Source organism: Tritonibacter mobilis, assembly GCF_001681715.1.
Taxonomy (GTDB): domain Bacteria; phylum Pseudomonadota; class Alphaproteobacteria; order Rhodobacterales; family Rhodobacteraceae; genus Epibacterium; species Epibacterium mobile.
This window is the reverse complement of sequence record NZ_LNWY01000024.1, coordinates 1-17271: the sequence shown is the minus strand read 5'-3', so window position 1 is coordinate 17271 and position 17271 is coordinate 1. Positions and strand designations below refer to the sequence as shown.

Annotated in this window: 17 protein-coding genes; 4 read left to right on the top strand and 13 right to left on the bottom strand. The window is 63.9% G+C overall.

The features are described 5' to 3' along the window. Position 1 precedes the first annotated feature (1 nt). Genes UB90_RS19735 through UB90_RS19725 form a run of 3 tightly spaced genes read left to right on the top strand, consistent with a single transcriptional unit; the run spans position 2 to position 1079 of the window. Positions 2–181: a hypothetical protein gene (locus UB90_RS19735; RefSeq protein WP_065324934.1), complete on the top strand. Its 180-nt coding sequence runs from the start codon at positions 2–4 to the stop codon at positions 179–181. Continuing rightward, complete coding sequence (locus tag UB90_RS19730; RefSeq protein ID WP_065324935.1) at positions 178–402, top strand: NnrT protein; 225 nt, start codon at positions 178–180, stop codon at positions 400–402. The genes UB90_RS19735 and UB90_RS19730 overlap by 4 nt, the downstream gene beginning before the upstream one ends. Next, positions 399–1079, top strand: a complete 681-nt coding sequence (locus UB90_RS19725; RefSeq protein ID WP_065324936.1) for an NnrU family protein — start codon at positions 399–401, stop codon at positions 1077–1079. Before UB90_RS19730 ends, UB90_RS19725 begins: the two co-directional genes overlap by 4 nt. A gap of 88 nt (positions 1080–1167) precedes the next feature. Here UB90_RS19725 and UB90_RS19720 read toward each other — a convergent pair whose 3' ends face one another. From UB90_RS19720 to UB90_RS19660, 13 genes are all read right to left on the bottom strand, one after another. Beyond that, the gene (locus UB90_RS19720; RefSeq protein ID WP_065324937.1) at positions 1168–2367 is read right to left on the bottom strand and encodes an NnrS family protein; all 1200 of its coding nucleotides are present in this window, start codon (positions 2365–2367) and stop codon (positions 1168–1170) included. Positions 2368–2446: 79 nt separating this feature from the next. Further along, entirely contained in the window at positions 2447–2875 is a 429-nt protein-coding gene (locus UB90_RS19715; RefSeq protein ID WP_009178936.1) for a pseudoazurin, read from the bottom strand. 720 nt (positions 2876–3595) lie between these two features. Further along, the gene (iolB, locus tag UB90_RS19710; protein WP_065324938.1) at positions 3596–4405 is read right to left on the bottom strand and encodes a 5-deoxy-glucuronate isomerase; all 810 of its coding nucleotides are present in this window, start codon (positions 4403–4405) and stop codon (positions 3596–3598) included. A gap of 15 nt (positions 4406–4420) precedes the next feature. After that, positions 4421–6319, bottom strand: coding sequence for a 3D-(3,5/4)-trihydroxycyclohexane-1,2-dione acylhydrolase (decyclizing) (gene iolD, locus UB90_RS19705; RefSeq protein ID WP_065324939.1), 1899 nt, complete (start codon positions 6317–6319; stop codon positions 4421–4423). A 100-nt stretch (positions 6320–6419) separates the two neighbouring features. Continuing rightward, positions 6420–8330, bottom strand: a complete 1911-nt coding sequence (locus tag UB90_RS19700; protein WP_065324940.1) for a bifunctional 5-dehydro-2-deoxygluconokinase/5-dehydro-2-deoxyphosphogluconate aldolase — start codon at positions 8328–8330, stop codon at positions 6420–6422. A 30-nt stretch (positions 8331–8360) separates the two neighbouring features. After that, positions 8361–8645: a putative quinol monooxygenase gene (locus UB90_RS19695; RefSeq protein WP_065328083.1), complete on the bottom strand. Its 285-nt coding sequence runs from the start codon at positions 8643–8645 to the stop codon at positions 8361–8363. Continuing rightward, a complete protein-coding gene (locus tag UB90_RS19690) occupies positions 8642–9583 on the bottom strand; it encodes a sugar phosphate isomerase/epimerase family protein (RefSeq protein WP_065324942.1) in 942 nt (313 codons plus the stop codon). The genes UB90_RS19695 and UB90_RS19690 overlap by 4 nt, the downstream gene beginning before the upstream one ends. Continuing rightward, entirely contained in the window at positions 9580–10623 is a 1044-nt protein-coding gene (locus UB90_RS19685; protein ID WP_065324943.1) for a Gfo/Idh/MocA family oxidoreductase, read from the bottom strand. Before UB90_RS19685 ends, UB90_RS19690 begins: the two co-directional genes overlap by 4 nt. Further along, on the bottom strand, positions 10620–11522 hold the full coding sequence (locus tag UB90_RS19680) for a sugar phosphate isomerase/epimerase family protein (protein ID WP_065324944.1): 903 nt from the start codon (positions 11520–11522) through the stop codon (positions 10620–10622). The genes UB90_RS19685 and UB90_RS19680 overlap by 4 nt, the downstream gene beginning before the upstream one ends. Before the next feature lie 54 nt (positions 11523–11576). After that, on the bottom strand, positions 11577–12608 hold the full coding sequence (locus UB90_RS19675) for a Gfo/Idh/MocA family protein (RefSeq protein ID WP_204161358.1): 1032 nt from the start codon (positions 12606–12608) through the stop codon (positions 11577–11579). Positions 12609–12724: 116 nt separating this feature from the next. Further along, positions 12725–13552, bottom strand: coding sequence for an ATP-binding cassette domain-containing protein (locus UB90_RS19670; RefSeq protein ID WP_065324945.1), 828 nt, complete (start codon positions 13550–13552; stop codon positions 12725–12727). 4 nt (positions 13553–13556) lie between these two features. After that, positions 13557–14612, bottom strand: a complete 1056-nt coding sequence (locus tag UB90_RS19665) for an ABC transporter permease (RefSeq protein ID WP_227431642.1) — start codon at positions 14610–14612, stop codon at positions 13557–13559. 95 nt (positions 14613–14707) lie between these two features. Then, positions 14708–15676 (bottom strand): substrate-binding domain-containing protein, encoded by a 969-nt coding sequence (locus UB90_RS19660; RefSeq protein ID WP_065324946.1) that lies wholly within the window; start codon positions 15674–15676, stop codon positions 14708–14710. A 360-nt stretch (positions 15677–16036) separates the two neighbouring features. On the opposite strand from UB90_RS19660, the gene UB90_RS19655 reads away from it, so the two are divergent. Beyond that, positions 16037–17095: a LacI family DNA-binding transcriptional regulator gene (locus UB90_RS19655; RefSeq protein ID WP_227512084.1), complete on the top strand. Its 1059-nt coding sequence runs from the start codon at positions 16037–16039 to the stop codon at positions 17093–17095. Positions 17096–17271 lie beyond the last annotated feature (176 nt).

The following is a 17271-nucleotide window of genomic DNA, read 5'->3' as shown; positions in this document are numbered from 1 at the left end:
AATGAAACGTCTTTATTGCGCGCTCGCATGTGTTTTGGTCCCGTTTTCCGCGCATGCCGAACGCTTCGAGCGCCCCATTCCACAACCGCAAACCGATGTCGCGGAGTTCTGGTTCTTCATGGCTTCTCTGGTGTTGCTCGCTGCGTTGGTCTGCGTTCATCTGCTGGTGAGCCGGCGATGACCCGGCGCGTCTCGTGGAAATTGGTGGCGGGTCTCTACCCCTTTGCGACGGGGGCCGCTGCCATCAACGTCTTTTTTGCCTCGCTGATCGGCAGTTGGCTTGGTTGGGACGTACTCACCCCACAAATGAGCGTAGTGATCGGTGGAGTACTCGGCCTGCCTGCGGCGTGGATGTTCGCACGCCATATCCGAAGACTGATCATTCAGGCCGAGAACACATGACCGGCTGGATAGAATTTATTGTGGCGATGGCGGCATTTATGCTCGGCCACCTTCTGCCGCGTGTTGGCGGCCTCAGGGGAAATCTGATCAAGTGCTTGGGGCGGCGCGCTTATTTTGCCCTTTACGGGCTGGTGTCGCTGGTCCTGTTGGGCTGGGTGATCTCAGCCGCAGGCCGCACGCCCTACGTTGAGCTGTGGCCTCAGGCACCATGGATGCGCTGGGTGCCATTTGCGGCCACCCCCATCGCGTTTGTGCTGGCCGCCTGCGGGCTGGGTGTTGCGCTGCCCGACAGCCTTGGGGCCAGTCGCAAGCGCAAGTATGATCCCACCCACCCCGGCTTTGCCGCGGTCAGTCGCCACCCTGTGCTTTTGGCCCTCGCGCTTTGGGCCTTGACGCATCTGCTGCCCAATGGCGATCTGTCCTATGTTTTGCTGTTTGGTCTTTTTGCACTGTTTCCATTGATCGCGATACCGGCATTTGACCGCCGAGCCCGCAACCGCGATGGCCAAGACGCCTTTGTCGGCGCGCCGATCCTGTCGGTTCGGCCAGTGTTTGATCGCGCCTGGTGGCGACAGAACGCCCGCCCTGTTCTGATGCGCAGCGCGATTGGGGTATTGTTCTGGTGCGTCGTCTTGCACCTGCATGCCCCGGTTATCGGTGCATGGCCATTTCCGTGATCTCCCCGGCACCAGATTTGCCCATCAGGCACGTAAAAGATGCAGACGCCCCCGCCTGCACCTGCATTCAACGGGTTCACATGTCAGATCACCCATTGCGCAGCGGCGTGGCCCGCTTGCGATCCTGCCGTTGCATCGCCAACCACGGCACGAGTTTCCAGCAAAGCAGCGCAAACGACAGCGTCCAAAACAGCGCCGCCAGATCAAGCCCCGTGACTGCGCCCGGAAGCTCGACATGAGGGAGCAACCGCCCCAACAATGCAGGCACCAAGCCGATAAAGGCGAGGTTCAGCACCGGCCCTGACACCAACGCACGTCCTGTGTGGCCCATTGTCGCCCGCATCATCACAGCAACCGTCATCCCGCCAATTGCGCCAATACCCCAGATGTGCAGGCCAGCGCTCGCGTCGAGAACCCCAATCGCCGCCAGCGCATGTGCCAGCATGCCAATCGACGCAAACAGGAAGGCGATATGCAACATCGCCAATATCGGATTGCGCAGCGTCGACAGACCACGCCACCGCGCCAGACGCGCTGTCTGCAGCAGCGCCGCCAAACACATCAGAACCGCAGCACTCAGGCTCTCTGGCCAAATGACCCAAACCACCAGCGCCGGAATCGTGGCAAGAAGGCTCAGTTGGTCAAACTTTCCGAACGGAGCAGGAAGAGCGCGATATCCCTTCTGGTTCAACCAGTTGCGGGTAAAGCTGGGAATGATGCGCCCACCGATCAACAACACAAGGAAGATCACCAGCGCAAGGCCCAACCGGCGGCTGACGTCTGCTTGCCCCATCAGCGCACTCTCAACAAAAAAGCACAGATTACTCACTCCAAGAAGCGAGACAGGCACCAGAACCATCAGGTTGCGCCAGTTTTTTCCCGAGATGATTTCCCGCGCCACAAGTACCGCCAACACCAGCAGAAACGCACTGTCGACACTGGCAACCGCACCCCATGACAGGGGCACCACCCCCAATACAGCAAGGCGACCCGCCAACCACAGCATTAGCATGGCACATAGCGGCCAGCCCCGGGTCGGCATGCCGCCGGTCCAGTTAGGCACCGCCGTAAACAAGAAACCTGCAATCACTGCGCTGCCATAGCCAAAGATCATCTCATGGCTGTGCCAATCGACGGGCATCAGGACACTTTGCAGCGTCAGCCCGCCCGTCCAGATCAACATCCACAGCGGTATGATCACAACGGCGAACAGGCACGCCGCCATGAAGAAGGGGCGAAATCCGTAGGACAGAAAAGCGGGGCCGGAATAAGAGTGAGGGTGGGACATGGCTTATCTCCTCTAGCGGGACACAAAAGGCGACACCGCGATGGTGCCGCCTTTGCTCGGTGTGATCTGGACTGTCCGATCACTGAACTTGCGCAAACAAATCTTCAAAGCGGCCTTTGGATTTGCCTTTTTGCGTGACACCCTGCGCCTCTTCGAGATTCACCGCCTCCCCAACCTGAATGAGGGCCACCATACCCATGCCATAGTGCGGTGTGCATTTCAGCCCATAGAGCCCCTCGGCATCGACGGTCAGCTCGTAGTCGACGTTGAACTTGCTTTTAAAGCGCTCTACTCCCTCGGGCAGCATCCCTTTGATGCTTTCGACGTTGTGGCCCTTATCTGTTGCAATGAAATGAATGACATCGCCGGGCATGGCTTTGACGTATGCAGGTTCAAAAACCATCGCGCCAGCCTCACCCTTGTTGAGCATTTTGACCTCAAAGGTCTCCGCTTGGGCGATGGCCGCAGTGCACGCGAAGACAACGGCGTAGCTGATTTTCTTGAACATCTGAGTTCCTTTCATGCGTTCTGAAGATCTCGTTTCTGAACGCCTTATCGACCATCGCCGGAACGCATTTGTTGTTCTTCAACAAACTTCAAAGCAGAGAAAAGATATGCCAGCGGGTGAGAGACAGGAATTCTGCCTGTGTTCAAATTGACGAACGCGTCAACGCCAAGCGCACACGAACCGTGCCGCCAGATTCGCAAGGAGGGCGAGGAGGAGAAATGCGCTGCGGCTTACGTCGGTGTCAGCCGAGCGCTGATTGCGACATTTGCAAAGCCTGAGGATATGCCAGCCAGGCGACGGTTCCACGCCGCGCGAGTAATGGAGAGAGCAAACATTCGCCGCAAGTGCAATCACCACCATTCATGGGGTGGAGGGATGCGGGCGCCCTGGCCGTTCGCTTCAACAGCTCAATGTGTGCAGAGATTGCGAGAGGTGCAACCGGAAGTTTAGGAAAGCGGACTATCACCACACCGCACGAACGGTCGCAGTCGCCAAAACGCGGGAACTCATGTCGCGTCTACCCCGCTGCAACCGATAAAACCATGTAGATCACCGTGATCAATCCCAAACTTCTTTATTCATGCGCGTGTCTGAGGGTGCAGAGGCGTTCTTTCAACGGAGTCATCGAAGCCTTCTGTTCAAGCGGTTTCGATGGTGGATCACGGCAAAGACCAGTTTGCCTTCGATGCTGCTGGCATAATGCTGTTCGTGCATATCACTCTATTTGGCATCGCGCTCCATGATCCATTCGACCTCTGGCGCGGGAACGAAGCGCCAGTTGCGGCGGGGGCCGGCCATGACGTTGAGATAGTACATCTCGAACCCGTGCGGCGCGCCGCAGGGGTGGTGGCCGCGTGGCACGCAGACCACGTCGCCGTCATGCACCGCCATGGTCTCGTCCAGCTGCAGATCATCGGTATAGACCCGCTGCACCCCGAAGCCATTCGCCGGGTTGAGACGGTGGTAATAGGTCTCTTCGAGATAGGTGATGCGCGGAAAATCATCCTCGTCATGGCGGTGGCTGGGGTAGGACGACCAGTTGCCCGCCGGGGTGAAGACCTCGGTCACAAGCAGCGCATCGCAGTAGTCCTCGTGCTCCATGGCGATGTTGTTGATGAAGCGTGTGTTGCTGCCGGTGCCGCGCTGGGTCAGCGCGATCCCGTCCGGCCCGATGCGCCGCGCCGCGTGGCCGCCCTTGCCTGGGGCGCTGCAGACCGCGATGGTGCAATCCGTGGTCGCCTCGGCGCTCCAGTCGGTGCCGTTCGGCAGGTAGAGGCAATGCGGCGGCGTCTTCTCGAAGACCGAGCTGCGATCGCCCAGCTCGCCCCAGTCGCGCCCGGCACCGGATAGACGGGCCTTGCCCTCGACCATCACGAGGATGACTTCACGCTCCCCCGTGGCCTCGGCGACGGTCTCCCCGGCCCGCAGGCGGTGAAGGCTGAACCCGACATACCGCCAGCCCGCGCTTTCAGGCGTGATGCGGTGAACTTCGCTATGGGTGCCGAAGGGGCGATGCAGAAGTTGGCTCATGTCCTGTCCTTTCCGTCAGTTGACCAGCCGCACATTGGCGATCTGGCCGAGATATTCCTCGAAGCGGTCCCTCTGCTTCTGGCGCTCTGACACCTGCGGCACGGCAACGTCCCAGAAGAAGCCGTGATCACCGGCGAAGGTCTCGAGCCCGGTGCCGGGGAAGTCCTTCGCCACGGTCTCGATGACGATCACCGTGGGGATGTTGCGGCTGCGCGCGGCGGCGACCTCGGCCTCGAGTTCGTCGGTGCCCGCTACCTTCACCGCATGGGCGCCCATCGAGGCCGCGTGCATGGCATAGTCGATCTCGGGCTGCACCTCGACGTTGCAATCGACGTACATGTTGTTGAACGGCTCGCCGCCGCAGCCCATGGTCTGCAGCCGGTTGATGCAGCCGTAGCCCCGGTTGTCCGTCAACACCACGGTGAAGGGAATGCGCCGCATCACCGCCGTCGCAAGCTCGGAGTTCGCCAGCATGTAGCTGCCGTCACCGACAAAGCAGATCACCTCCCGCTCCGGCGCGCCGAGCTTCAGCCCCATGGCACCGGCCACCTCGTAGCCCATGCAGGAATAGCCGTATTCCATGTGGTAGCCGCCCTGGCTTGGCTTCCACAGCAGCTTGAGCGCGCCGGGCATGGTGCCCGCAGCGCACATGGCGATGGCGTCCGGATCGGTGGCCCGCTGGACCGCGCCGATGACCTGCCCGTCCGTGGGCTTGGCGGCCTGGTCCTCGGGGCGGGCGCAGTAGGTGTCGACCGCGCGCAGCCAGTCCTCGCGTGCGGCCGCGTCCGGGGCCTCTGCCCTGTAGTCGCCCAGCGCCTCGCCCAGCGCCTCCAGCGTCACCTTGGCGTCGCCCACGAGGCTTTCCGCCCGGTGCTTGGCGGCGTCATAGCCGTGGATGTTGATCGACACGAGCCGTGCGCCCTCCCCGAAGAGGGTGCGCGAGCCGGTGGTGAAGTCCTGGAACCGCGTGCCCACACCGATCACGAGATCGGCGTTCTGCGATGCGGTGTTCGCCGCCGCCGAGCCATCCACCCCCGAGGCACCGAAGTTCATCGGATGCGCCTGCGGCAGGCCGGATTTGCCCGCCTGCGTTTCGGCCACCGGGATGCGGTGCCGCGTGGCAAAGTCGGCAAGGGCGTCCTCGGCCTGCGAATAGATCGTGCCGCCCCCGGAGATGATCACCGGGCGCTTCGCCTTGCGCACCATGTCCGCCACGCGGGCAAGCTCATCGAGATCGGGGCGCGGACGGCGGATGTGCCAGACGCGCGGCTCGAAGAACTTCTCCGGATAATCATAGGCTTCGCATTGCACATCCTGGCAGAAGGCCAGCACCGCCGGGCCGCAGTTGGCCGGATCGATCATCATGCGCAGCGCGCGCGGCAGGGCATAGAGGATATGCTCGGGCCGCGAGATCCGGTCGTAATACCGCGCCACCGGGCGAAAACAGTCGTTGGCCGACACCGTTCCGTCATCGAAATCCTCGACCTGCTGAAGCACCGGGTCCGGGCGCCGCGTGGCAAAGACATCGCCCGCAACCACAAGCAGCGGCAGACGGTTCACATGCGCAAGCGCCGCCGCCGTAACCACGTTGGTCGACCCCGGTCCGATGGACGAGGTGACCGCCATCGCCCGCGTGCGCTTTTTGGCCTTGGCATAGGCAATGGCCGCATGGGCCATCGTCTGTTCGTTCTGCCCGCGCCACGTGGGGAAGACGTCGCGATAGGCATGCAGCGCCTCGCCCATCCCCGCCACGTTGCCGTGGCCGAAGATCGCCCACATCCCGTCGATGTAACGGTCCAGCTTTTGCTCGCCTACCGCTTCGCTGCCTGAGGCGGCGGGTGTCATCTGCACCGACAACCACTTCACCATGGCCTGCGCCGCCGTCAGCCTGATCGTGCCGCCACTCTTGCCCATAATGGCTCTCCCTTTCAGAGGCTCACGCCCCGTCTTTTCATCAACAATATTCCCGGGGCTCCGAAGACGCGGGGGCAGCGCCCCCTCCCCCGTCTCAGGTTCAGGCCGCGTTGCGCCGGGCCTCTGCCCGCGCCTCATCCCACAGATCGCAAAGCCGCCGGAACCGCTCGGCCATCTGCGCCACCGCGTCCTCGTCCGACAGCGCGCCCTTCATCCAGGCCCGTGCCGCGTCGCCAAAGATCGTGCGGCCCACCGCAAAGCCCTTCACCAGCGAAAAGCGCGAGGCGACCTCGAAACTTGCGGAAAGCTCGGCCTCCGGCGCGTCAAGGCCAAGCACAACGATGCCGCACGTGTGCGGATCGTTCTCCTCGATGGCGTTCACCGCCTGCGTCCAAGCCTTTACGGTTTTGAGCGGCTCCAGCTTCCACCAGTCAGGGTAAACCCCGGCCTCGTAGAACTGGCGGATGAGCGTCGCGGTGGTGCTGTCGTCGACGGGGCCGACCTTCGACGGGATCACCTCGAGCAGGAATTCGAGCCCATTGCGCCGCGCCGCCGTCCAGAGCGCCTTGACCTTCGCCTCCTGGTGGGCCCGCGTTTCGGCATCGTCATCGGGGTGGCAGAAGACCAGCAGTTTGACCACGTTCTCCCGTGCCCATTCGCGGAACTGGCCCATGTCCTCGCCCAGCTCCGGCTCGAAGCGGATGGGGCGCGAGCCCGGCAGCTCGGTCGGCCGCCCGATCCACAGACCGGAGCCGGAGGCCGCATGCAGCGCCGCCCGCCCGATGCGGTTGTCGCAGAGAATGCCGTAGCCCCCCTGTCCGTCCTGCACCTGCATCGCCGCCTGAAGGCACAGCTCCTTGAACGCGCCGCCCTTCTCGAGGGTGTATCCCTCCATCTCCTCGAGCTGCATCCGGTGATCGAAGGCAAAGGTCCGCACCGTCGACCAGTCACCATGCCGGTTGGTCGCCCAATGCACCTGCTCGAGCTCGGCATCATTGCGCAGATCGGTGCGCTTGACGCCTCTTTCGAAGAAGAACTGCAGCTCTTCCCAGGACGGATATGCCGGGGTGCAGCCGTGGCGCGACACCGCGAAGGCCCCGCAGGCATTGGCGTATTTGAGCGTCACCGGCCAGCTTTCGCCGTCAAGCCAGCCCTTGAGCAGCCCGCTCATGAAGCCGTCGCCCGCGCCCAGCACGTTGAACACCTCGATGGGAAAGCCCGGCCCCGAGACGCCAGCATCAAGGCTGTCCGGGATGTCGCCCTCGAAGGCCACGGCGCCCATGGGTCCGCGCTTGCAGACCAGCGTGGCCTTCGACACCGCCCGCACCGCGCGCAAGGCCGCAACCGTATCGGTGGAGCCGCCCGCGATGTGGAATTCCTCTTCGGTGCCGACGATCAGATCGAAGTAATGCAGGCTTTCCTGCAGCTTCGCCGTGACCTTGGCGCTTTCCACAAAGCGGCTCTCGCCGTCGCCATGGCCCGCCACGCCCCAGAGGTTCGGGCGGTAGTCGATATCCAGCGCGGTCTTCAGCCCGTGCGCGCGGGCGATCTCAAGCGCCCTCAACACCGCCGCCTCGGTGCGCGGATGGCTCAGATGCGTGCCCGTCGCCACCACCGACCGGCTGCGCTTCAGAAGCGCCTCTTCGATGTCATCCTCGCACAGCGCCATGTCGGCACAGTTCTCGCGGTAGAAGATCAGCGGGAACTGCTCTTCGTCGCGGATGCCCAGCAGCACCAGCGCCGTGAGCCGCTCTGGGTCCGTCACCACACCGTCGACACAGACACCGTGGCGCAGCAGTTCCTCGCGGATGAAGCGCCCCATGTGCTCGTTGCCGACCCGCGTGATCAACCCCGAGCGCAGACCCAGCCGTGCCGTGCCGCAGGCCATGTTGGTCGGAGACCCGCCGATATACTTGTCGAAGGACCCCATGTCCTCGAGCCGCCCGCCAACCTGCGAGCCATAGAGATCCACCCCGGCCCGGCCAATGGTGATTACGTCCAGATCTGCCATGTTCTTCCCCCCTCGCAGGCGTCTTGCGGGTCAGGAGACGTTGATCGTCTCGAATGTGAAATTGCGATGGAACGGCTCGTGGAAGACAATGAAGTCCTTCGTGTGCTGCTGTTCCATGTGGAAGCCATGCGCCGCCTCGTCCGCCCAGGTCTCGACAAAGACGAGACGGTCCGGATCATCGGTGCAGGTGTAGAAATCGTAGGCGATGCAGCCGGGCTCGGCCCGCGTGGCGGCCTGCGCGGCGGGCGCGCGGTCTAGGATCCTCGAACGCGTGCCGGGTTGGCAGTCGATGGTTATGATGAACTTGTAACTCACCGGATGATCGTCGCCTGAAGCGCGTCGATGGAGGACCGGATTCCCGCCTCGGTGGACATGGTGAAATCTTCCATCTCCAGCGACACCCAGCCGTCGTAGCCCATCATGCCGACCACCGAAAAGAACTCCTTCCACCATTGAAGGTCATGCCCCGCGCCGACAGCGACGTAGTTCCACGCGCGGTTCGCGACGTCGGTGACATCCTTCATCTCCAGCAGGCCGTTCACGTCGCACAGGCCGCGCTCGATGCGGGTGTCCTTGCCGTGAACATGGTGGATCGCCGGGCCGAGCGCGCGGGCAACGGCAATCGGGCAAGCCCCCTTCCAGAAGAGATGCGAAGGGTCGAGGTTCATGCCGACCATCTCCCCCACCTCATTGCGGAGGCGGAACAGGGTCTCGGGGTTCCACACCAGCATGGCCGAGAAATTCTCGAGCGCGATCTTCTCGACCCCTGCCTCACCGGCCAGCTTCACAAGGTCGTGCCAAAGCGGAAACGCGCGGTCTTCCCACTGGTAACGGTCGCGCTCCGGCATCTCGGCGGGCCAGCTCTTGGTGTAGGTCAGCCAGTTCGGCACCATGTCGCCCGGGGCTGCCTCGGGCAGGCCGGACATGGTGACGATCTTTTTCACCCCGATCTCGCCCGCGAGGCGGATGGTGTCCTGCATTTCCTTGAGGTGCCGCTTGCCCATCTCGCCCGGATCGAGCGGGTTGGCCGAGCAGTTGAGCGCGGCGATCGACAGGCCCCGCGCCTCGATCTCGCCAAGGCGGCGGGACAGCTCGGCGCGGTCGGCCAGAAGCGTCTCGGCGCGGAAATGCGGCGCGGGAGACCAGCCGCCGCCGGTCATCTCGACCCCCTCGACGCCCAGTTCAACGCATTTGTCTAGCATCTGGTCAAAGGGCAGATCGCCCATCACATCGGTACAGATGGAAAGTTTCATGCGATTTCCTTCCGCATGGCCTGGCTCAGGCTGATTTCGCCGGTGTAGAGCGCCGGTTTCTCGATCATGGCGATCTTCTCATGAGCGCCGCTCTCGACAGCGCGCAGCGCGGCATCGGCCACGAGGGTCGAGGCATAGCCGTCCCACGCGGACGGCCCGGTCGCGGTGCCCTGCCCTGCCGCCACGATCCATTCGCGGAACTCCTGGTCGTAGGCTTCGATGAAGCGCTCGCGCCAGTCCTCGGGGATCGCCTGCCGAATGCCGAACTGGTCGGACACCACGGTCGCGGGCCGGTTCGGCAGCGCAGCGACGCCCATCTCGCAGGAGACCTCGCCGCGGATGTCGTAGCCGTAGGCGATGTTGACCGAGATCTCGACGATCACGATGGCCCCCGACGCGCAGTGCAGCAGCACGATATGCGGGTCGCGCAGCTCGCCGCCGATGGTGGAATGACGCGGCAGACGAACCTCGACGCCGGTCACCTCGTCCGACAGCAGCCAGCGGGAGATATCCGCATCATGCACCAGCGTGTCGTTGAGCGGCATATCCGAGGTATAAAGCCCCTCGGGCACCGAAGCGTTGCGATGCACCGACTTGTACATCAGCGGCGCGCCAAGGGTGCCGGTGTCGATCACCGCCTTGAGGCGACGGTAGTCGGCGTCAAAGCGGCGCATGAACCCCACCTGCACGAGGCGGCGGCCAAAGGCGGTTTCCGCCTCGATCACGCGCAGGGCCGATTCTTCGCTGGTGACCATGGGTTTTTCGCAAAACACCGGCTTGCCCGCGTCGATGCAGGCCAGAAGCTGTTCCTCGTGCGCAGGCCCCCATGAGCAAATCACCACGGCGTCCACCGTGTCGGACGCAATCAGCGCCTTAGGATCGTCGAACACGGCCGCCCCCTCCGGCGCGGCTGCCTCAGCGCGGTCGCGCGAGATATCGGCCACTGCCGTGACCGCCACGCCGCTCAGCACCTGGGTGAGGCGGCGGATATGATCCTGACCGATCATGCCGGTCCCGATGATTCCGACCTTGAGGCTCATTTGCCCACTCCGTATTTCTCGACGTAACGCTTGGTTTCGGACAGCATGAAGCGCGCGCTGTCCTCGGCGCGGTCTTCCCAGCCGAAGACGCAGTTCGACAGCACGCCGTCGAACTTGAGGTCGGCGAGGGTCTTGAAGAAGAGATCCCAGTCGATCTCGCCCTCGCCGTAATCGAGGTGCTGATGCACCCGGACCTTCGATTCCGGCGGGTTGACGATGTAGCGCAGCTCGGACGACTTATTGTGATCGTAGGTGTCCGCAAGCCGCACATGTTCCAGCAGCCCGGCGGTGACGCGCAGGTTCGCCTCCATGTCGGGGCCGTAGAAGAAGGTGTGCGGCGCGATGAAGGACGCGCGGACCATCGGCGAGTTGATGGTCTTGATGATGTCGATGGCGGGGTGGATTTCCTCGATCCAGTCCTCGGGGTGCGCTTCGAGCGACAGCTTGATGCCCTCGCGCTCGAGGATGGGCACCAGCACGTCCATCGCCTTGAAGAACTGGCCTTCGCAGATCTCGGGGCGGTGGATGCCGCTCTGGTCGTTCAGCGACCGGTTAGGCGATCCGCCCCGGCCGAATTCCGACACGAACATCGGGCATTCCAGCTCCACCGCGAACTCGATGGCGCGCTTCCAGTTGTCGATCGCCATGTCCCATTCATCGGCATAGGGGGACGCCCAGCGGTACATTGGCTGGATCGTGGCAAGGCCGACGTTGTGATCCTTGAGCGCCTTTTTGAAGGACTGGATGCGCTCGGGGTAGAGCTTGGGCCGCGTCCACCACGAGAAGAAATCGGGGCGCGGCGACATCTCGACGTAATCATAGCCCAGCTCGGCGACCTTGCGGATCGTATCCTCGAGCGACAGGTGTCGGATCATATGGGGGTCGAGGGTGTACTTCATGATGTCCTCCCAAGGGGTCGTTGTCGGGCCGCGCCTCCTCCGGCGCGAGGTGTTTCAAAGGGCGACCGAGGCGCCGGTCTCGGCGCTGCGGCGGGCGGCATCCAGCACGGCGATGGTGCGGGACGCCTCGATGGCGGTGACCGGCGGCGGGGTGCCGTCGGCGACCGCCTTGGCGAAAGCGGCGTAGTAATCGTGGTAGCGGCCTTGCTGCGCGGGCACGCGCTCGTCGCCGTTGCCCACCCGCAGGACGGGCCAGTTCGCCTCGGGCTCGTAGCCCCAGTTTTCCGGATCGTCCGCCGGGCGCTCCCCGGCGAAAAGCTGCTGCGCCTGCACGTCGGTGGCACGGCTGGTGAAGCTGCCGTTCGAGCCGTAGGCCCGCAGTTCGCGCAGATGCAGATGGTTGCACTTGGAGGCGTTGATATGGCTGTGCTCGCCGCTCTCGTGGCGCAGGGTGATGGTGAAGCTGGCGTCCGTCCGGCCTTCGGGCAGCTCGAGGTGATCCATCTGGCAATCGACCGACGCCACCGGCCCCAGCAGGTAGATCATCTGGTCCACGAGATGGCTGCCAAGATCGCGCAGCAACCCGCCGGTCGGCCCAGCCTCGAGTGTCGCGGGGTCGTCGAAATCCATCCGTGAGTGGACGCGCCAGACCTCGCCCAGCGCGCCGTCCTTCAGCACCGATGCCAGCGTCTGCAGGTCGCTGTCGAAGCGGCGGTTCTGGTAGACGCCAAGCACGATGCCCGCCTCTTTCGCAGCACGATCCAGATCCAGCGCCGCGCCCTCTGAGGGGGCAAAGGGCTTGTCGGCGATCACATGCAGACCGGCCTCGATGGCCTCCAGCACAAGCGCGCGCCGGGTGTGCGGTGGGGTGGTGATGGTGACCGCGTCGCAGGCGCCTGCCTCGATCATGGCGGCAAGGCTGGGGAAGACCGGCACATCGGGCCAGTCGGCCTTTGCCTGCGCGACGGTGGTCTCGGCGCGGGCGACGATGCCGGAGAGGGTGCAGCCTGCCGCAGCGTCGACGAAGGGGGTGTGGAAGTGGCGCCCGCCGGTTCCGTAGCCGACGCATCCGATCCGCAATGTCATGGTTCGTGCTCCGCTTCGGGCATGAGGGGGGAATGCGGTGGCCCGTCCCGGAGGAGACATGGGCCGCGCCACCGCGACTGGACGGTGCAGGGCGCACCGCCGACGGGGGAGAACGGTCAGGCCGTGGGAGGCGGCGCGTGCCCGTCGTGGGTGTCCATGTAGCCGTCGATGGAGGCCTCGAGATCGGCCATGGACTCGCCGCCGGCCATGAGGTCGGCGATCTCTTCGCGAGACTTCTCGTCCCTTCGGAAATCGGCGGCAATCGCGCCGCGGATGAGAACCGCGAAATGGTCCCCCACCGCCATGGCGTGCATCACCTGGTGGGTGATGAAGATCACTGCGAGCCCTCGGCGCCGTGCCTCGCCGACGATGCGCAGGACGTGCGCCGCCTGCTTGACGCCAAGCGCCGCCGTGGGCTCGTCGAGGATCAGCACGCGGGCCCCGAAATGCACCGCCCGGGCGATTGCGAGCGATTGGCGTTCCCCGCCCGACAGGCCGCCACAAAGACGGTCGCCGTCGGTGATGCGGGTGATGCCGAAGTTCTGCACCGCCTCGACCGCGATGGCGTTGGCCTTGTGTCGGTCGAAAACCTTGAACGGACCCCAGCCCTTGGTGGGTTCCTGGCCGATGAAGAAGTTCCGGCCCACGGACATCAGCGGGTAGGTGCCACCGAACTGGTGAACGGTGGCGATACCCGCCGCCTGCGCCTCTTTCGGGCCCGAGAAGGTGACCGGCTTGCCGTCCATCAGCATCTCGCCGCGGGTGGGTTTGTGAACGCCCGAGAGGGTCTTGATCAGCGTCGACTTGCCGGCGCCGTTGTCCCCGAGCAGGCAGAGCACTTCGCCGGCGCGGACCTTGAGGGTGATCTCGTGCAGCACGTCGATGGGGCCAAAGCTCTTGTCGACGGCTTTCATTTCAAGAACGGGTGCGGTGGTATCGGTCATTGGATCACTTCCCCTTTTTCGAGGCGGACATCGAGGTTGCCATGTTGCGGAAGGTGTCGTTCATCAGGACCGCGATGAGCAGCATGACACCGATGATGAGGGACGACAGGTTCCGGTCGAAGGGCGTATAGCCGATGCCCTGCTGCACGATGGCCAGCGTTGCGGTGCCGAAGAACACACCGGCCACGGTGCCGAAACCGCCGGTCAGAAGTACGCCGCCGACGACTACGGCGATGATGCAGTTGAAGATCAGCGCGAAGTTGGTGGTGGTGGTGGCAGAGTTCGACAGGATCGCCTCGCAGGTGCCGGACAGGGCGGCGGCCATTGCGGCCAGCATGAAGAGCGCGATCTTCAGCTTATCGATGGGGATACCGGCGTTGCGGGCGCTTTCCTTGTCACCGCCAAGGGCAAAGATCCAGTTCCCCCAGGGCGACAGGTGCAGGACGTAGTAGAGTACCGCCGCCATGCCGAGCCACCAGAACACCGAGCTCTGGAACCCCCAAGCGTGGTAGTCGCCGAACATCGCCTTGGCCCACGCTGGAGAGGTCAGCGCCTGGCTGGTGGTGTCCGTGAGCCACAGTGACAGGAAGAGCGTGAGGCCCGAAACCGCGAAGAGCGTGGCCAGCGTGACAATGAGCGACGGCACGTTGGTGCGGGTAACCAGCATCCCGTTGACCCAGCCGACGAAGGCCGCGAGGCCGAAGGTGATGAGCAAACCGATGCCAACCGGCAGGCCGTAGTAGCCGACAGCGATCGCCATAGACATCTTGGCCGCGGGCACCATGGCCCCGATTGAGATGTCGAGCTCTCCGGCGATCATCAGGAAGCCGATGGGGATGGCGATGATGCCGACCGTCGAGGCCATGTTGACCCAAGAGGACGTGCCGTAGGGCGACAGGAAGTTCCGGTCGAAGCCGAAATAGGCGAAGAAGGCGAAGACCAGCACCATGCCCATGAACGCCCCGGTTTCGGGCCGCCGGAACAGGGCACCGACAGAGAACGGCGTCGAGGTTGCGGGCCGTGATGGCCCCGAAGTCTGCGATGTGGTTTCCATGGTCATATCTGTCTCTCTCGGCAAGATGCGGTGCCAGGCTTCGTTTTGAAGCGGCCCGTTTCGGGCGGGCATCCCGGGCCCTAAGCGGCCCGGGAGAAAGGTCAGCGGGCGCCCGCAGAGACCCCGGCCAGTGCGGTTTCGATGTTCGAGGCATCGACGATGGCGGGGCCGGTCAGCACCGGATCGGTGGCCAGCTCGGTGCCGAAGTCGATATGCGCGGCCAGCATCGAGGTGGCGAGAAAGCCCTGCAGATAGGGCAGCTGGTCGATGGCCATTTTCTGGGTGCCCGCCTGGATGCGGTTCAGGGCCGCTTCGCTGAGATCGAAAGCACCGACCATCACCCGGTCCCCTGCCCCGATCTGCTGCACCGCATTGGTGGAGGCATCGGCGGAGGACGCCGACAGCGAGATCACCGCGTCGAAGCTCTGGTCGGCGACCAGCTCGGACTTGATCGCCTCTGCAAGGCCGGTGATGTCGCCATCGAGGTTCGCCGGGGTGCGCAGGATCACGACCTCGGCGCCTGCCTCGGTGCCGCCCTTCTCGACGCCGCCGCAGCGGGCTTCGTGGTTAACCGCCCCGGGCGTGTGGATGTGGCAAAGAATCTTCTGCGCTCCCTGCTCGGCCATATAGCGCCCGCCTGCCTCACCGGCGACGAACTCGTCCGAGCCGAAGTAATTGATGCCGAAAATGTCTTCCTTCACGTCGAGACCCGAATTGTACATCATGATCTTGATACCCTGCTCGGCCGCCTTCTGCAGCGCGGGAACCTGCGCCTCGGGCACCCAGACCGGGATCGCGATGCCGTCGACGCCCTGCGCCACGGCCTGGTTGATCAGGTTCACCAGGTCCGGGCCGAAGTTGTCGTAGTTCGGGGTGCGCAGGTAGTTGACCGAACCGCCATTCGCCTCGACCACGAGGGTCGCATCGTCAACGCCCTTCTTGATGAGGTTGAAGAAACCGTCCTCGATGGACCCGGCGATCACCGCGATGTCCGCCGCGGATGCGGGAACGGCGGTCAGCGCGAGGGCAGCTGCGGCAACGGTGGCCTTGAGGGTCTTGGTCAGGTTCATCCGGGTTTCCTCCCTTGGATCGTGGGTGCCGCCCCAGGGGCGGCGGTCTGGCATCTGTCGGCCCGCATCTCCTGTCCGCATCGACGGACGCCCTGTGCGGGGCGTGCTTCCACCGCACCGGCACGGGGTGCCGGGGGCGTTTGGTCCCGTGTGCTGCGCGGCCCTGCCACGCGACACCCGGTCATCGGGTCTGTCTGCTTGCTCCGGCCTGCCTCCCAGCGGGACCGGATTCTGCCTCGGCACTCCTCTGTGCCCGGCACCTACTGAATGCATCATTGACATTGAATGGATCAATATCCGTAATCTGTCTCAAAGCGTTTCGTTTCAAATCATCCCATAATCGAGATTAAATGAGACAAAATGAAACACTGGATCACGACCGGAGAAGCCATGTCCCGACCCACCATCAAGGACCTTGCGCAGGAGGCAGGGGTGTCCGTTTCCACGGTGAACCGCGTCATCAACAATGCCCAGGCGGTGCGGGGCTCAACGCGCGAAATCGTTCTGGGAGCCGCTGAAAGGATTGGATTTTATGGCCTCGGCAGTATCGAGCATTCGGTCCTGCAAAGCCGTGAGACCATCCGCCTCGGGGTCATTCTGCACCAGGGGCACCGGGTGTTCTACCGCGAGCTGGGCGCCGCTTTGCGCCGTGCGGCAGAACAATACACCGGGGCCAACGTCACCCTCGAACTCGAGTACATGGACGACCTGTCACCGGACCATATCGCGTACAGGATTACCGAGGTCGGGCAGCAGTGCGATTCGCTCGGCGTGGTGGCGGCAGAGCATCCGGTGATCTCCGACGCGATCACTGCGCTGCTGGACAGCGGCACCCCGGTGTCGGCGCTGATCGGGCCTTTGTCGGCACAGGGCAACGTCGGCTACATCGGCCACGACAACTGGAAGAAGGGGCGCACCGCCGCCTGGGCCTTCCATCATACCTGCCGCATTCCCGGCAAGATTGGTGTGCTGCTGGGCAACCATCGCTACCGTAATCAGGAGATCAACGAGAGCGGCTTTCGGTCCTACCTACGCGAACAGGATGCCGGTTTCACAGTGCTCGAGCCGCTCCAGACCTTCGAATCCGCCGCCGTCGCCCGCGAGATGACCGAGAAGCTCCTGAGCGAACATCCCGACCTGTGCGGTCTCTTCGTGTCGGGCGGAGGCATCACCGGCGCCCTGGCCGCGCTGAAGGACCGGCCGCGCCGCAAGGACTTTGTCTGCGTCGCCTACGAGATCTTCGACGCGACGCGGGCCGGGCTCATCGACGGGACGATCACGATGACCCTCTCCTACCCGATCAGGTCCTTCGCGCGCGAGATCATCGCGACCATGGTGAAGGCTCACAAGGCCGGTCCCGACGCTGGCGCACAACGCGTCAACATCCCAATCGCAATCCACACCTCTGAGAATGTGTGAGACCCGCCAAATCGCCGCCCTTCGACGGTTGAAAGCGCCTCGCCCTGTCAAGGCTGCATGCGGCATATTTGAGCGAAGGATGGCCACGCAACACAAAATCCCGAAAGGGCTTGGAACCGGTCATCCCCCCCCAGCCGGCGCGAATGACGGCTTCGGGCTAGGTCATGTTGACAAAT

Bases quoted from the DNA above. Each gene is read 5' to 3' on its own strand.
- UB90_RS19735 (WP_065324934.1), top strand. From the start codon at position 2: ATGAAACGTCTTTATTGCGCGCTCGCATGTGTTTTGGTCCCGTTTTCC.
- UB90_RS19730 (WP_065324935.1), top strand. From the start codon at position 178: ATGACCCGGCGCGTCTCGTGGAAATTGGTGGCGGGTCTCTACCCCTTT.
- UB90_RS19725 (WP_065324936.1), top strand. From the start codon at position 399: ATGACCGGCTGGATAGAATTTATTGTGGCGATGGCGGCATTTATGCTC.
- UB90_RS19720 (WP_065324937.1), bottom strand. From the start codon at position 2,367: ATGTCCCACCCTCACTCTTATTCCGGCCCCGCTTTTCTGTCCTACGGA.
- UB90_RS19715 (WP_009178936.1), bottom strand. From the start codon at position 2,875: ATGTTCAAGAAAATCAGCTACGCCGTTGTCTTCGCGTGCACTGCGGCC.
- iolB (WP_065324938.1), bottom strand. From the start codon at position 4,405: ATGAGCCAACTTCTGCATCGCCCCTTCGGCACCCATAGCGAAGTTCAC.
- iolD (WP_065324939.1), bottom strand. From the start codon at position 6,319: ATGGGCAAGAGTGGCGGCACGATCAGGCTGACGGCGGCGCAGGCCATG.
- UB90_RS19700 (WP_065324940.1), bottom strand. From the start codon at position 8,330: ATGGCAGATCTGGACGTAATCACCATTGGCCGGGCCGGGGTGGATCTC.
- UB90_RS19690 (WP_065324942.1), bottom strand. From the start codon at position 9,583: ATGAAACTTTCCATCTGTACCGATGTGATGGGCGATCTGCCCTTTGAC.
- UB90_RS19685 (WP_065324943.1), bottom strand. From the start codon at position 10,623: ATGAGCCTCAAGGTCGGAATCATCGGGACCGGCATGATCGGTCAGGAT.
- UB90_RS19680 (WP_065324944.1), bottom strand. From the start codon at position 11,522: ATGAAGTACACCCTCGACCCCCATATGATCCGACACCTGTCGCTCGAG.
- UB90_RS19675 (WP_204161358.1), bottom strand. From the start codon at position 12,608: ATGACATTGCGGATCGGATGCGTCGGCTACGGAACCGGCGGGCGCCAC.
- UB90_RS19670 (WP_065324945.1), bottom strand. From the start codon at position 13,552: ATGACCGATACCACCGCACCCGTTCTTGAAATGAAAGCCGTCGACAAG.
- UB90_RS19665 (WP_227431642.1), bottom strand. From the start codon at position 14,612: ATGACCATGGAAACCACATCGCAGACTTCGGGGCCATCACGGCCCGCA.
- UB90_RS19660 (WP_065324946.1), bottom strand. From the start codon at position 15,676: ATGAACCTGACCAAGACCCTCAAGGCCACCGTTGCCGCAGCTGCCCTC.
- UB90_RS19655 (WP_227512084.1), top strand. From the start codon at position 16,037: ATGAAACACTGGATCACGACCGGAGAAGCCATGTCCCGACCCACCATC.